General features: G+C 51.2%; 9 protein-coding genes, 1 tRNA gene and 5 pseudogenes. 7 read left to right on the top strand and 8 right to left on the bottom strand.

The features are described from left to right. Positions 1 to 33: 33 nt before the first annotated feature. Both CS369_RS06895 and CS369_RS06890 read left to right on the top strand, forming a co-directional pair. Positions 34 to 255, top strand: coding sequence for a hypothetical protein (locus CS369_RS06895; protein ID WP_196906534.1), 222 nt, complete (start codon positions 34 to 36; stop codon positions 253 to 255). A 3-nt stretch (positions 256 to 258) separates the two neighbouring features. Continuing rightward, positions 259 to 489 (top strand): annotated as a pseudogene (locus CS369_RS06890) (RHS repeat domain-containing protein); the annotation flags it as partial. A 276-nt stretch (positions 490 to 765) separates the two neighbouring features. On the opposite strand, the gene CS369_RS06885 reads toward CS369_RS06890, so the two are convergent. The 3 genes and pseudogenes from CS369_RS06885 to CS369_RS06875 all read right to left on the bottom strand — a co-directional run bounded on the left by CS369_RS06885 (position 766) and on the right by CS369_RS06875 (position 3,011). Then, positions 766 to 842: transfer RNA gene (locus CS369_RS06885), tRNA-Val, on the bottom strand. 160 nt (positions 843 to 1,002) lie between these two features. Then, positions 1,003 to 1,898, bottom strand: a pseudogene (locus tag CS369_RS06880) (LysR family transcriptional regulator). Between the two features lie 54 nt (positions 1,899 to 1,952). Beyond that, complete coding sequence (locus CS369_RS06875; protein WP_196906532.1) at positions 1,953 to 3,011, bottom strand: NAD(P)-dependent alcohol dehydrogenase; 1,059 nt, start codon at positions 3,009 to 3,011, stop codon at positions 1,953 to 1,955. Positions 3,012 to 3,483: 472 nt separating this feature from the next. On the opposite strand from CS369_RS06875, the pseudogene licT reads away from it, so the two are divergent. From licT to CS369_RS06860, 3 pseudogenes are all read left to right on the top strand, one after another. After that, positions 3,484 to 4,341, top strand: a pseudogene (licT, locus tag CS369_RS06870) (BglG family transcription antiterminator LicT). 110 nt (positions 4,342 to 4,451) lie between these two features. Then, a pseudogene (locus CS369_RS06865) lies at positions 4,452 to 6,334 on the top strand (beta-glucoside-specific PTS transporter subunit IIABC). A gap of 9 nt (positions 6,335 to 6,343) precedes the next feature. After that, positions 6,344 to 7,815 (top strand): annotated as a pseudogene (locus tag CS369_RS06860) (glycoside hydrolase family 1 protein). A gap of 54 nt (positions 7,816 to 7,869) precedes the next feature. On the opposite strand, the gene CS369_RS06855 reads toward CS369_RS06860, so the two are convergent. Both CS369_RS06855 and CS369_RS06850 read right to left on the bottom strand, forming a co-directional pair. After that, entirely contained in the window at positions 7,870 to 8,007 is a 138-nt protein-coding gene (locus CS369_RS06855; protein WP_196906531.1) for a hypothetical protein, read from the bottom strand. Positions 8,008 to 8,031: 24 nt separating this feature from the next. Continuing rightward, the gene (locus CS369_RS06850; RefSeq protein ID WP_196906530.1) at positions 8,032 to 8,769 is read right to left on the bottom strand and encodes a LysR family transcriptional regulator; all 738 of its coding nucleotides are present in this window, start codon (positions 8,767 to 8,769) and stop codon (positions 8,032 to 8,034) included. Between the two features lie 130 nt (positions 8,770 to 8,899). On the opposite strand from CS369_RS06850, the gene CS369_RS06845 reads away from it, so the two are divergent. Then, complete coding sequence (locus tag CS369_RS06845) at positions 8,900 to 9,841, top strand: AEC family transporter (protein WP_196906529.1); 942 nt, start codon at positions 8,900 to 8,902, stop codon at positions 9,839 to 9,841. 161 nt (positions 9,842 to 10,002) lie between these two features. Here the strand turns inward: CS369_RS06845 and CS369_RS06840 are convergent, their stop codons facing one another. Together CS369_RS06840 and CS369_RS06835 are read right to left on the bottom strand one after the other, a co-directional pair. Then, positions 10,003 to 11,220, bottom strand: a complete 1,218-nt coding sequence (locus tag CS369_RS06840) for an MFS transporter (RefSeq protein ID WP_196906528.1) — start codon at positions 11,218 to 11,220, stop codon at positions 10,003 to 10,005. Positions 11,221 to 11,235: 15 nt separating this feature from the next. Then, on the bottom strand, positions 11,236 to 12,465 hold the full coding sequence (locus tag CS369_RS06835) for an FAD-dependent oxidoreductase (RefSeq protein WP_196906527.1): 1,230 nt from the start codon (positions 12,463 to 12,465) through the stop codon (positions 11,236 to 11,238). A 141-nt stretch (positions 12,466 to 12,606) separates the two neighbouring features. Here CS369_RS06835 and CS369_RS06830 point away from each other — a divergent pair, with 141 nt between their 5' ends. Then, the gene (locus tag CS369_RS06830; RefSeq protein WP_196906526.1) at positions 12,607 to 13,428 is read left to right on the top strand and encodes a LysR family transcriptional regulator; all 822 of its coding nucleotides are present in this window, start codon (positions 12,607 to 12,609) and stop codon (positions 13,426 to 13,428) included. Between the two features lie 144 nt (positions 13,429 to 13,572). Here CS369_RS06830 and umuC read toward each other — a convergent pair whose 3' ends face one another. Continuing rightward, positions 13,573 to 14,835 carry a translesion error-prone DNA polymerase V subunit UmuC gene (gene umuC / locus CS369_RS06825; protein WP_196906525.1) on the bottom strand — a complete coding sequence of 421 codons (1,263 nt, stop codon included), beginning with the start codon at positions 14,833 to 14,835 and terminating at the stop codon, positions 13,573 to 13,575. Between the last annotated feature and the right edge of the window lie 82 nt (positions 14,836 to 14,917).

Here is a 14,917-nt window from a genome sequence, read left to right as displayed (position 1 = left end):
GGCTGATGGCTGAAAACCCGGAAATCTCAAAAAGTGCGTGGAACTAAAACCGGTGTGCTTACAAAGCTGCTGCCGAAGTGCCCGCACCTCGTCGCTGTCGGATATCAGCACAATACAGCCATTAGCGATACGCACCGTTACTCCGGTGCCAGTATCAAACCCGCTTCTCTGAGTCACTTTCTGAACCGGTTTATCGCCGGTGTGGCGGTGTTGCCGTTTTGCGGTCGGTATCCCACGATGCAGCGGCGACGATAGTCCCGCACTGAAAACCGCCCCGGTTTTCGGTCAAAGGAAACGCACTACGAATGGGATGTGCAGGACCGTTTGGTGCGAGTCAGTTTGCCGGAGGGTGCGCGTTTGCGTTATGGTTATGATGCCTTTGGCCGCCGGGTCAGCAAGGTGCGCGAAGGGCAAGCCTTCTCAGCGCAGGCGGTAGCGCGGGTAGCATACCGCTTGGACGGTGACCAGATAGCCGAAGTACGCCATTATTGCGATGGTGAGCTTGTCTACCGTCGCTACTAGGTAAATAACAGCAGAACATGGACGATAGTTGAAATATCGACTTTGTTTTCAGTCTCCATAACGATGAACCACAATCGACATTTAACCCGCAAAAGGAATTTCGCGATCAGGCTTTACGTACGAGCTTGTAGGGAGACATCAAACTTATTTGGATACGTGCAGATCTCGAAAATCTGACAAAAAAAGAGATAAGATTTTTTTCAAGGCATTATAGACATCACTATCCGTCTATAAAATATGAATTGGTACGACCAAGTGGACTCGAACCACCGACCCCCACCATGTCAAGGTGGTGCTCTAACCAACTGAGCTATGGTCGTACTGTATGTAGTATCAATCAATTAGTTGATTAGATACATTTTTTGGCACCCCCGCTAGGGGAATGGGCGCTATTATGGCGTTATCCTCCCGTGATGGCAAGTGCTTTATTACCGCTTTTTTACTGAGTGCTGAATGTTTGTGCTGCGCGGTTCCTACTGGTCATTTATCTTGATAGCGTATCGCATCGATAAACAGGGAAAATGCCGTGGGGTGCTGTTTGCGTGTCGGATAATAAAGGTAGTAGCCGGGAAACGGCGCGCACCATTCCTCCAGCACCCGCGTCAGGGTACCCGCTTCAAGTTCCTGGCAAACCGCATCTTCCGGCACGTAAGCTAGGCCGAAACCGTGGCATGCGGCATCAATGCATTGGCGCAAGCTGTTGAATGTTAACTGTCCATCTACGCGCACCCGCATCTCGCGACCGGCATGCGCAAATTCCCAGGCATACAATCCACCCAATGTGGGCAAACGCATATTAATGCAGCGGTGTTGCTGCAACGCCTGAGGGGATGAGGGTACGCCGTTGCGCTCAAGGTAGTCGGGCGAGCCGACCACGGCCATGCGCATCTCTGGGCTGATACGCACCGCCACCATGTCTTTTGCTACCTGTTCGCCAAGACGAATGCCTGCATCTAAGCGCTCGCTGACGATATCGGTGAGTGCGTTATCAACCGTAATTTCAATGTTGATATCCGGGTAAGTGGCGAGAAACGATTTCAGTATAGGCCACAGCACATAATCGGTGGCGTGTTCACCGGCGGTGATACGAATATTTCCTGCCGGACGCGCACGCATGTCGCGCAGGGCAATGAGTTCGTTTTCAATATCGGCCAGATGCGGTTCAATACGGCTTGCGAGCTGCTCGCCGACCTCGGTCGGTGCGACGCTGCGCGTGGTGCGGGTGAGCAGTCGATGTTCCAGACGTTCTCCAGACTGCGTACCGAATGGCTCAGCGTGGATTGCGACACGCCAAGGTGAGCGGCGGCTTTGGTAAAGCTGCGCTCTCTGGCAACCGCCAAAAATGACATCAGATCGTTGAAGTTTTCTTTCAGCATGTGGCCTTCCGGTTTGCGCCACCAGCATTGTGCGGCGGCGCATTGATCAGCGGTTTACTGTGCGCTGGGTGCAGGCAGTGAGGCCATATCGATGACAAAACGGTAACGCACATCGGCGCGTTCCATACGTTCGAAAGCCTCGTTGATTTGGTCCATACGAATCATTTCGCAATCGGGCGGGATCTGTTTTTTTGCATAAAAATCAATAATATTCTGCGTTTCACGGATGCCGCCAATCAACGATCTGGCGATACGTCGACGCTCGAGGATCAACGGCACTGTGGTCGGTTCTGCCAGCGGGCCAACTTGCCCCACCAACACCAGCGTGCCATCGACTTTCAACAGCGGCATGTAGGGGTTAACATCGTGCTTGACCGGAACGGTATCGATGATCAGATCGAAATGGGATTGTGCAGCCGCCATGGCGGCGCTGTCGCTGGAGACCAGCAACCGGTCTGCCCCGAGCGATAACGCATCGGCTTCTTTGCTGTTGGTGCGGCTCATTACCGTGACATCTGCGCCGAGACCTGCGGCCAGCTTGACGGCCATATGGCCTAAACCGCCCAGTCCAATGACGCCAACCCGGCTGCCGGGGCCGACATTCCAGGTGCGCAGCGGAGAATAGGTGGTAATACCCGCGCACAGCAGCGGCGCGACATGCGCCAGCGTCAGGGTATCCGGTACACGCAGCACAAACTCTTCACGCACCACTAAATGTTTGGCGTAGCCGCCGTAGGTGTTTTCTCCGGTAATACGATCGGGGGCGTTATAGGTATCGGTTCTGCCGTTGGTGCAAAACTGTTCCTCACCCTGGTGGCAATGGTCGCATTCCTGACAACTGTCGACCAGACAACCCACTGCAACCGCATCGCCTGCGCGAAAGCGGGTTACATCGGCCCCGACTTGGGTGACGCGTCCAACAATTTCATGGCCAGGCACGGCGGGGTACTGTGTCCACCCCCAGTCATTGCGTGCCGTATGCAAATCCGAGTGACACACGCCGCAGTATAAAATTTCCATAGCAACATCATTGGCGCGCAGTGCGCGACGTTCGAAGGTGAACGGGGCGAGCGGCGTTCTGGGGCTCAGTGCGGCGTAACCGATGGTTTTCATGATAGGCTCTCTGTTTGGCGTGATTGACGGTTTGCGTCTAAATAAAAAGGTGATGCGGCTTGTCATCAGTGTGCATCGCCGTGTTATGGCGGCGCGAAACGGTATTACATCGAGCGTATCGCATCGCGTAATCCGATACCAGATAGCAAAATGTGCATGTACCAATGAGTATAATTCATGAATCTTGATGCGATGCATGCGCTTTTCTTCTTATGCGCTACCGCAGTGATGGCATTCCGCATAAATGAATGACAAACGCTGTCCTCGTTCGCCATGTCACTGAGATCACAATTTTAGCATCCTCTAGAATCGGTTTGCGGCGCTGTCTTGACCCGCTATTGCCGCAGTGGTAGATTCCAGTCAGCTTTTAGAGCTTGTTACCGTTCGGCGGGCAAAACCTAATTGCAGGCGCGAAAAAGAATTTTTTCTTTTCCGTTTGCATTTATGTTTTGCCCGTTTTTGTTTTTGGGGGATGGCCGTGACACAGACGATCAAACAAATATTAAATAACAATGTGGTCAGTGCCATTGACGCCGCAGGCAATGAACGTATTTTGACCGGAAAAGGCTTGGGTTTTGAAGCGCATGTCGGCGATATTGTGTCGGAAGATAAAGTAGAAAAAACCTTCCACTTGCGTGATGACAAGATCACATCCCGTTTTATGGTGTTGCTCAATGAGCTCCCGGTGGAAATTATTCAGCTCACTGATGATATTGTCCGATTGGTACAACAGGATCTGGATTACAAATTGAGTGAAGGGCTGTATGTTTCCCTCTCTGACCATTTGCATTATGCCATTGAGCGGCAAAATCAGGGGCAGGAAATACACAATCCTCTGGAGTGGGAAGTTCGCCACTTTTATCAAGAAGAATATACCGTCGCGTTACAGGCGCTCGCGCTCATTGCCGCGCGCACCGGCGTGCTGTTGCCCAACGCCGAGGCGTGCAGTATCGCGCTGCATATGGTGAACGCCGGCATGAAAAGCCCCGATGGTCAGGTAACTGAAATCACCAAGCTCATCTATTAAATTCAGAATATCGTAAAATACTGGTATAGCATGGCTATTGATGAGCAAAGTATCGGCTACCAACGTTTTATTACACATATTAAATTCTTTGCCCTGCGAGTATTACGAAAAACTGAACTGAATGATGATGTCAATGACTTATTTAATCTGATCAAGAAAAAGCATGAAAAAACGGTTAATTGCGTCAATGCCATCGGCGATTTCATTAAAAAGAATTACCAGTATCAGATGACAGATGCGGAAAAATTGTATTTAACGGTGCATATTGAAAACATGATGCAACGACAAAAGCATTCCATTTAGGCTTGTTACTGTTTAATCAGGCAAACCCCAGAGGAAGCCAGGTACCCGATAGCCTTGCTATCGGTCGATATTGAGCAAAACAACACGTTTCTTTCTGGAGAATCTCGGCGATGGATAGTAAACAAAGCTCCACCCAGATAATTGAACATCTGGGCGGCGAGCAGAATATTATCTCCCTGTTTCATTGCATCACACGTTTACGTTTTAATTTAAAAGACACCGACAAGGTGAATCGTCAGGCGCTGGAAGATCTTGATGGCGTGATAGGCGTCAATCTGTCGGGCGCTCAATTTCAGGTGATTATTGGCGGTAAAGTGGTGCAGGTGTGTCAGGCCATTTATGCGCAATTGCCCCACCTTGAACGCCAGGCCGCAGAAGGTGAAAACCACAGCGACACGACGAAAAAACGCAACCCGATTTCGGCGTTGTTTGAAGTGATTTCCGGGGTTTTCTCACCGATTATTCCGGCCATTGCCGGCGCTGGGGTGATGAAGGGATTGCTGTCGCTGCTCATCTCTTTTGGCTGGGTGGAAAACACCAATCAGACCTACCAGATCCTTTCTGCAATCGCCGATGGCGTGTTCTATTTTATGCCGATCGTGCTGGCATTCAGTGCCGGACAGAAGTTTGGTGCTAACCCGTTTGTCAGCGTAGCGCTGGTGGCGGCACTGTTTCACCCAACGCTGGTCACGCTACTCAAATCCGGCGCGCCGGTCCACTTCCTGGGGCTGAGTGTTTCACCCGTCTCCTATGCCTCATCGGTGATTCCGATTGTGCTGTCTGTCTGCTGAGTTGGGTAGAGCGCCTGTTGAATGCCGTCATGCATGCAGCGCTGCGCACCATCTTTGTGCCTTTGTTGAGCCTGCTGATTGTGGCGCCGGTGATGCTGATTGTCATCGGGCCAGCCGGTATCTCCCTCGGTAACGCCATGTCGGGCGGCATATTCTGGCTGCTGACCAACATGGGAGCGTTGGCTGGGGTTTTGGTGGGGGGCACGCTGTCATTGATGATAATTACTGGCATGCACTATGTGCTGGTGCCTATCATGATCAACAACATCAGTCGTATGGGGTTTGATCCGGTAAAAATTCTGTTCTTTGTTGCCAACTTTGGTCAGGCGGGCGCGGCATTTGGTGTGTTCTTGCGTTCACGCAACAAGAAACTGAAATCGCTGGCACTGTCGACGTCATTCAGTGCCCTGATGGAGGTATCTGAACCGGCGATGTATGGCATCAACATTCGCTTTAAGCATCCGTTTGCTGCGGCGCTGCTGGGTGGTGCCTGCGGCGGTGGCTTTGCGCTGATGATGGGCGTCAATACCTACGCTTACGCGTTAAGCTGTTTACCTGGCCTCCCGGCACTGGTAGGGCCGACCTTTGGCTGGGCGTTGGTCAGTCTGGTTATTGCCTTTACGGTTTCTAGCGTGCTTACCTTCTTTATGGGATTTGAAGACCCGGTTGAAAAGACACAACCGAAAGATGAAGACGTGGAAGCTCTCGCTGTGACCGAACCTGCCGCCGTGGTCGCGCGCAGTGAAGCGCTGTTTGCCCCACTGGGCGGTAACATGGTGCCTTTACATCAATTGAGAGATCCGGTGTTTGCCGATGAAGTATTTGGCAAGGGGGTTGCGATCGTGCCGCAACGCGGCGAATTGCGCTCACCGATTGCCGGCGTTGTTGGCGCGGTGTTTGCCACCAATCACGCCATAACGCTGCAAAGCGATACCGGTGCCGAGGTGCTGATTCATATTGGTATCGACACGGTGAAACTCAATGGCCGCCACTTTACGCGTCACGTTGAAGACGGGCAGCGCGTGGCGGTGGGCGACCCGCTTATCAGCTTCGATATCGATGCGCTGTTGGCGGAAAACATCGACCCCAGCGTGATTTTCATCGTGACCAATACCGAAAACTACAGTGATATCAGCCTGGTTAAACAGGAAAATATCAGTGAACGTGAACCCTTTTTGCAACTGTCCGCGACCGCGGCGTAAGGAAATATGATGACCTTTACCAAGGATTTCCCTGACAATTTTTTATGGGGTGGCGCAACGGCTGCTAACCAGTTGGAAGGCGCCTGTCACGTTGATGGTAAGGGGCTGTCTGCTTCTGATGTCTTTATTTTCGATGCCAGTGCACCGAAAGAGCGCTGGCTGGATCAATGGGCGGGCATGACTCATGCTCAGGTGGCGGAAGCGCAGGATCCTGACAGTAAGAAATATTATCCGAAGCGCAACGGTAACGATTTTACCATCACTATGAAGAAGATATCGCGCTGTTTGCCAAAATGGGTTTTAAATTTTTCCGTATGTCTATCGCCTGGACGCGTATTTTCCCGCGCGGTGATTAGACGGAACCTAATGAAGCTGGGCTGCGCTTTTACGATAAGGTATTTGATACGCTGCGTAAACACAATATCGAGCCGATCGTGTCGCTTTCCCATTATGAAATGCCGCTGACGTTAGTGACCGAATACGGCGGTTGGCCCAACCGCAAGATTATCGATTCCTATGTCCAATTTGCGCAAACGGTGTTCCAGCGTTACCGCACCAAGGTTAAATATTGGATGACCTTCAATGAAATTAACTGTGTGAAGCATCATCCTTACGTCAGCATTGGCGTAGTGGAGGATAATCACCCGCATCTGGAACAGGCGAAATATCAGGGCGCGCATCACCGGTTTGTCGCCATTGCGTTGGCAACCAAGGCGTGCCATGCAATCATTCCCGACGCTAAAGTCGGCTGCATGATCAGCTACCAAATCCCCTATCCGCATACCTGTCATCCGGACGATCTTCAGGCATGTGAAGAGGTGCAGCGTGTTTCTCTGTTCTTTAGCGATGTGCAGGCACGCGGTTACTACCCTGCCTGGACGGAGCTTATGTTTGCCGAGAAGAACGTAGTGCTGAAGAAAGCGGTGGGCGACGATGAGATCCTGCGTCAATATCCGGTAGATTTCGTGTCGTTCAGCTACTACATGTCGAGCACTGTCAGCGCACATCCGGAAAAACTAGAGGGGGTTAAGGGCAACCTGATCACCGGCGGTATTCGCAATCCGCACTTGCCGGAAAGCGACTGGGGCTGGCAGATCGATCCCAAAGGGCTGCGTCTGGCGTTGAACCAACTCTATGATCGCTATCAGAAGCTGGTGTTTATTGCGGAAAATGGTCTGGGTGCCGTCGATGTAGTGGGGCCTAACGGCATCATTGAAGATGATTACCGCATTGACTATCTGCGGCTGCACATTGAGCAGATGCGAGAAGCGATTGCCGACGGCGTGCAACTGTTTGGCTACACCTGGTGGGGGCCGATTGATATGGTCAGTGCCAGTACCTCACAGATGTCAAAACGTTATGGTTTTATCCATGTTGATCAGGATGATATGGGTAATGGCAGCAAGAAGCGCTCGCGCAAGAAAAGCTTCCATTGGTACAAAAAGGTCATTGCCTCTAACGGTGTCGACCTTAGCAATTAAGCACTGTTGTAGACCACGCTTGCCGCCGAATGGCGGGCGTGGTGAACTGTCCCTTCAGGTTGGCGTAGCCCAGCGCTGCGCCGCCGTTTCGGCTTCTTTCAGAAACAGTGTGAGCGAAGGGTTTCGATTGCCTGCGCGCCACACCAACACTTGCTCAACGCATGGGCTGTTTTCCAATTCACGGTAAACCACGCCGGCGACACCAATTCTGGCAATCTACTGCGGCACCAGCGCAATGCCCAGTTCTTCCGCGACAGAACTGATAATGGTTTGCTGCAACTGAGTTTCCAGCCGGAAATGCGGCGCAACGCCACCCGAGCGGCAATATACCTCAATGGCATCACGCAGCATGCGAGCAACCTCGTGCGGTGTGGCAATCAACGCTTCTCCTTGCAAATCACGCGCGTTGAGCTGGCTTCGTTGAGCAAGGGGATGGGCAGTGTACAGCGCTAAGCATAGACGCTCACGGTACAGTGATAGCCCTTCTAACCCATCGACAGGGCCGGGGTTAAACAGAATTCCCGCGTCGAATTGTCCATTTAGCACCTTGTCTGCCAACAGACCGGGAATGGTTTCCCGTAGTTTCAATTGCACCTGGGGATAGTGGGTGATAAAGCGTCGCGTCAGCTCAGGCACGCTGGTGTAGGCGGTATGCATCATGAAACCAATGGCGAGGTTGCCCAGTTCGCCGCGCTCTGCCAGTTGTGCATTGCGGCAAGCTCGGTCAAACGCTGATAACACGTCACGTGCTTCGGCAAGAAAAATTTCACCGGCATAGGTGAGCGTGGCCCCGTGGGCATGGCGTTCCAGCAGTCGTGCACCCAGCGCTTTTTCCAGCGCGGCAATTTGGCAGCTCAGCGGGGGTTGGCTGATGTGCAGGCGCTGTGCTGCCCGACGAAAATGGCGCGTTTCAGCCAATGCCACAAAGTAACGCAGTTGACGTATATCGATCATGATACTGAAAAGGTATCACGGTTGCTGTAAAAGTGCATTGGATTATATGACCCTGCGCTTTTACAGTTGTCGCTCGCCTGGTGCTGTTGCCCGAATTGTCGTGGCTTATCCATTGAAGTGAGCTGTTGTCATGCTATCCTCCCTGAGTATTGTTTTACCTATTTTTGCCCTGATTTTTGCCGGATGGTTTACCCGCACGCTGGGTATTCTGGGCCCGAATGCGACCAGCGAGCTAAACCGTTTTGTCGTCTATCTGGCATTGCCCGCCCTGTTGTTCGATATTATCGCCCACGCGCGTCCGGCAGACGTTTGGCAGCCTGGTTTTATTCTGGCGTTTACCCTTGGAACGCTATTGGTGTTTGTCATCACGGTAGTGCTGCAAATGCAACGCTCACGACACCTGGCTGATGCCGCACTGGATGCACTGAATGCCAGCTATGCCAATACCGGTTTTATGGGATTTCCCTTAGCGCTGGCATTTTTAGGGCAAGACGCGCTGGCACCGACGCTGATCGCTACCATCATTACCATCTGTGTGCTATTTGCCATTGCTATCGTGATTATCGAAGTGGGCGTGCAGAGCGAACAGCGCGGTGTGCGTCTGGTGATGAAAGTGACAGGTTCTCTGGTGCGTAACCCACTGCTGGTGGCTCCGATCGTGGCGATGTTTTTCCCCTTGACCGGGCTCAGTGTGCCATCACCGGTAACGGTATTTTTGAAGCTGCTCGGCGGTGCCGCGTCCCCTTGTGCGCTGATCGTGCTGGGCTTGTTTCTGGCTAACAAACCGAGTAAAGCGCCGTATCAACCTAATGTGATCATCGGCCTATTGGTCATCCTAAAACTGTTGCTGCATCCGCTTATTGTATGGGTGATGGCGACATGGGTATTCGCATTGCCGTCGATGCTGGTGCATACCGCCGTATTGCTGGCCGCACTGCCTACCGGCACAGGCCCTTTTATGCTGGCAGAGTTTTATCAACGTGAAGGGCGTATCACCTCGCGCTGCGTGCTGTTTTCGACGCTGGTTTCTATTGTGACCATCACGCTATATTTATATTGGATTCGGCGCTAGCGCGCTGTGTTGATAATAACGTGATGCCCGATCGCTATATTCGGGCATCTTTTTTATGGTGTTTATCTGATTAAAAGCAACACCTATCCTGCGACAATCGTGCTGCAATAGCGCTTGCCGGTATAACAATGGAAAGACGGATTACTTTCTATTGATAATAGTTATTTCTCAGTATGAGGCAGGGAAATAAACAGAACGATCATCCCAGAAATAAATGCACACACAGCCAGCACGGAGAACGCGTAATAATAGCTGTTACCAAAGGTGTCCAGAATCATTCCCATGCCGATCGGTGCGGATAACGATCCTAATTGCCAAATGGTATTAAGGAATCCCACTGCCGCACCGGTTTTTTCTACCGGAACCAGTTCGCCGATAAACGTATTCATTACCGGACTGTAAGCGAAGGCGGTTATTCCCAGCAGAGGAATCAGCACATAAAGCGCGCTGACGCTGTTATTGCGGCTAAACCACATCAGCGCCGGCACCAGCACCAACAGCAGCGCTGACAAATAATACTTCTTGTTTTTGCGCTGGAATTTATCCATCAGGGAGCCGGTCAGCGTCTTAGCGATCACGGAGGCAATGGCATGCGGCGACATCCAGGAACCGGCCGTTACCAGTGACAAGTTCAGTTGACCGTTCAGGTAAGTGTTTGCCCATGATGCCGTGCCCCAGGTGGCAGCCATGGCGAAGAAGCCAGAGAGGCCCAGTAACACCAGATTGCGGTTCTTGAACATCGACAAAACGTCACGCCAGAACGTGGAGGAGACGCTACTGGCTTTCGGCTTGTCGGTCTGCATCGGGTTAGGGAGGTAGAAGAAGGACAGCGCAAAGAACACCAGCGGTATCAACCCCATGATGAAAAAGGTGTATTGCCAGCCGTGCTGCTCGGTAAACGGCGGTGCTGCCAGATTCACCATCAGTAATCCGCCGGTGGTGCCGGTTTGCAGGATACCGGTCGCCATCCCTTTGTTTTTCGGGAACCATTCAAAGATGGCACGCAGGCACGCCGAGAACGTAGCCCCGGAGCCGATACCCGCCAGCACACGGATCATAAAGCTGGTCACAGTACCAAAGAGCAGGGTACTGACACCTAATGCTAACAGGGTGCCGAGAATCACTTTGCGGTAGCAGAGTTTGTCGGTTAGCAGGCCGCCCGGCAGATTGGTCAATACATAGCCGAGATAAAAGGCAGACATAAATCCGCCCATTTGCGCCTTGGTTAACCTCAGATCGACGGAAATGGTGGGGATTATTGGGTTAATCAATAACCGTGAAAAAAAGGAGAGTAAATAGCAGGCATACACCAGCACAAATATCGTAATGTGCTTTCGGGTAATATGCGAGGTAGGTTGAACCATCGTTTCTATTTTCATTATGTTATCCCTGATTTAAATGAGCGCGCCTTGTCGTTTTAATTCGCATTGGATCGCTGCTATATCGTTTTCTGTTGGCGTGTTTTTCATGCTTGCGGCAATACCTGCGGCGTGGCCAGTTAAAAATGCCGTACCCATAACGCGTACCGAAGCAAAAGCTTCGCTGTCGCAGGAAATAATTCTGCCCGCCAGCCACAGATTATCGATATTGATACTTTTCAGACTGCGCAGCGGAATTTCGTAATAGCCATCATCTTTGATCCAGGTGTATACCTGCATTTTGTTGGCTGACGTATGGCGCTCAATGGGCCAGCATCCACGTGCGGTGGCGGCATTGACCACATCGTCCCCGGTCAGCGCATATTCACCCACTGCGTGGCGCGATTCGCGGATACCGATATGCGGCCCGGTGTTGATGACGTAGGCCTGCTCAAAGCCCGGCAAGAAGCGCTTGAAGGTGTCCAGATAAGCCATCGCCTGCTTGCGTGCACGAATTTGCCCTTGCGTCAGGCTATCCGCGTCGAGCGGGTTCACCTTCTCATTGCACAGAATGGCGATGACATCCTCGGTGCCAACAATACGCATGGCAAAACCGCTGTCTTTGCTGAGCGGTGTAATACCCGCCGCCTTGCCCTGGGCGATGACGGCACGCAGCGCTGCCGGGCTGACATCCGCATCGCTTGCCACGCCGCCAAAGCGGGTCAGCAGAGAGCCGAATTGCAGATTTTCGACGTCGGGTGACGTGTGTTCCGCCCCAGACAGGTAAACCAGATTGCCATCGCCGCTGGCATCGACAAAGGCCTGTGCCGTGATCTGCACCTTGCCGCCATCGGTCAGTAAAGTAATGCTTTTGATGGTATTTCCGTTGCGCACCACATCGCACAACTGGCTGTTGAGCAACAGGTGGGCACCGGATTGCATGACCAGCTCTTCCAATACAATCTTGGTCATTTCGTTGTTCACCGAGAACATGACGTTGCCCCACGGCGATCTCAATGGCTCACCGCAGCCGTGGTATTGTTTGAGTTTCTCCATTACCATGCTGGCGACGCCGCCCGCTATTTGTTCGCTATTTTCATGACGCGTAAAAAAACCGTCATAGGTGGGAATAGAACAATGCGTGGCTTGTCCTCCTAAATAGGAGCTTCTTTCTACCAATAATGCTTTTTTCCCCGCTTGTGCTGCGCCAATAGCAGCTGCAACACCGCCGCCGATCACCACAACGTCATAGTTATTTTGAAGCATTGTTACTCCTGTTCGCAGACAAATTGATGGCGGCTATATTTGCGGAACAGCGAGAAGGATAGTGGGATTAGCCTCACATTATTTTTTTGAAATAATGAATATCATTTATTAATAACGTCGATAAAAAAGGTTTTTCATTTCATGTTGAATATTAAAAATATCATTCATTTTCAGATTTTTAGTAAGGTTGGGAGTTTTACTAAGACTGCGATCATGTTAAATATCTCACAATCGAACTTAACACACTCAATTACAAGGCTAGAACAAGAAATCAACATTAAATTAATCAACCGCACGACGCGCACTTTTTCATTAACGGAGTTTGGGGCTGTTTTTGCACAGCGCTGTGAGCGTATTGTCGATGAATTCGATCAATTAATGGCGCTCGTCGATGCTCACCAGGGGAAGGGGACATTAGATCATGCTTTTATCGGCGTTATTCCTCCTGTCGGACGTATGGATTTTTTTAAAAACTTCCTGGCATTAAATCAAACTGCCAAAAATATTAATTACTCCTTTGTCGATGGCTCCAGCCATGCCCTCATTGAAAAAGTGAAAAACACAACGTTGCTAGCGGCGTTCGGTACGCCGTCACAAGAGGAGCTTGACGATGGTCTGCTGGAACATCAGTTAGTGCTGGAAGATCAAATTGTTGCGGTGCTGCCGTCACAGCACGCACTGGCGTTGAAATCGGAGATCGGATTGTCAGATTTAGCGCATGAAAACGTTATTTTGCCGCAAAAGGACACAGGGGCGTATTCCATTATTTCAACGGCATTTTCTCTGGCGGGCATAAAGCCCAGACAGTATAAAGAGTGCAGCCAGATCGATATTGTGATGGATATGGTTGAGAACAATGCAGGCATTGCGCTATTTTCCAGTTCAATTGTCGATTTATATAAAGGTGAGCATGTAGTGACTATTCCGTTAAAGCAGAAAATCAATAAATCAATAAATCAATAAATTAATAAATCGATATACCTGAGTTTTTTACGTCGCAACCGAAGAAATAAATTACTTACGCCAGTCATGGATATGGTGACGCAATAATCGCATTGTGCTTCTCCACAAGTGGGTTGCGCGTTTCATGTTAGTGACGGTTGTCGTCTATTTTGCAATCGGTACGTCGGCGAACCGGGTGGTATACGTGGGTGACAACATGTTGCGCTTCATCGCCCAAGGCTGCTGAATACCTTGCCCGGCGAACCATATCGACCCTTTTCCCGAGGTATTTACGTGGTCAATAACCTGCATAAGCGTTGCGCTATTGGCTTGCGGTTGGTTGGTATCGAACAAATTAAGCTGGGCGGTGCCCTGGCTGTAAAAATCGCTCAGCATGACACAGGCTTTCATGTAACGGTGCCCGTTTGCCCAAATGCGATCGAGCGCCTGGGCAGCCATGCGAATAATGTCGCGCGTGTCGCTGGTGGGAATACTCACTCTGCCGGAAGCCTGATTGCCATAGAAAGTTTCACCATCAGCGTGTGGGCTGGTACGCAAAAACACGCTAACCTGACAGCAATATTGCCGTTCTTGCCGTAGTTTTTTGGCTGTGCGCTCGGCGTAGGCGCAGATAGCCTCGTGCATGTCACTATAATCGGTGATGAGATAACCAAATGAACGGCTACAGACAATCTGCTGTTTTGTCGGTGCAAACTCATCCAGCCCGAGGCTGGGTTCGCCGCGCAATTCGCGCACGGTGCGTTCCAGCACCACGTTAAAGTGCTTGCGAATCAGCCAGGTTGTGCTTTCCGCAAGATGCAGCGCCGTTTCTATGCCCATCAGATTGAGTTTTTTGCTGATACGCCGACCCACACCCCACACCTCGTTGACGGGCACCAGCGACAGCAGTTTGCGCTGTCGATCGGTGTTCGACAAATCCACCACACCGCCTGTTTTTCGCCACATCTTGGCTGCATGATTTGCTAGCTTGGCCAGCGTCTTGGTTTGTGCAATTCCGACGCCGACCGGCAGCCCGATCTCTTTAAGGACTTTCTGTTGGATCTGTTGGCCTAACAATACAAGCGGAGTTGCGTTGCGGACGCCGGACAAATCCATAAAGGCTTCATCGATCGAATAGATTTCCAGCGTTGGTGCTAATTCAAACAATGTGGCCATAACGCGATTGCTCATGTCGGCATAGAGGGTGTAGTTAAAACTGAACACGGCTATTTGCGCATCGGGAAACGCTTTTTTCACCATGAAATAAGGTGCTGCCATTTTTATACCCAACGCTTTGGCTTCTCGAGAGCGAGATATCACGCAACCGTCATTGTTGGACACCACCACCACCGGCTTGCCGTGCAGGTCCGGGCGAAACAGGGTTTCACAGGAGGTATAGAAATTATTGACGTCGATAAGGGCGAACATGGTGGGGATCTCTGTGTATGTGTTTATATGGGTCTTCGCCGATCATGGTGGGAGACTCATAACCCCATGTTTAACCTGCCGT

It is taken from the genome of Candidatus Symbiopectobacterium sp. 'North America', from assembly GCF_015762685.1.
Classification (GTDB): domain Bacteria; phylum Pseudomonadota; class Gammaproteobacteria; order Enterobacterales; family Enterobacteriaceae; genus Symbiopectobacterium.
The sequence above is the reverse complement of the archived record's forward strand: the minus strand, read 5'-3'. Positions and strand labels throughout refer to the sequence as shown.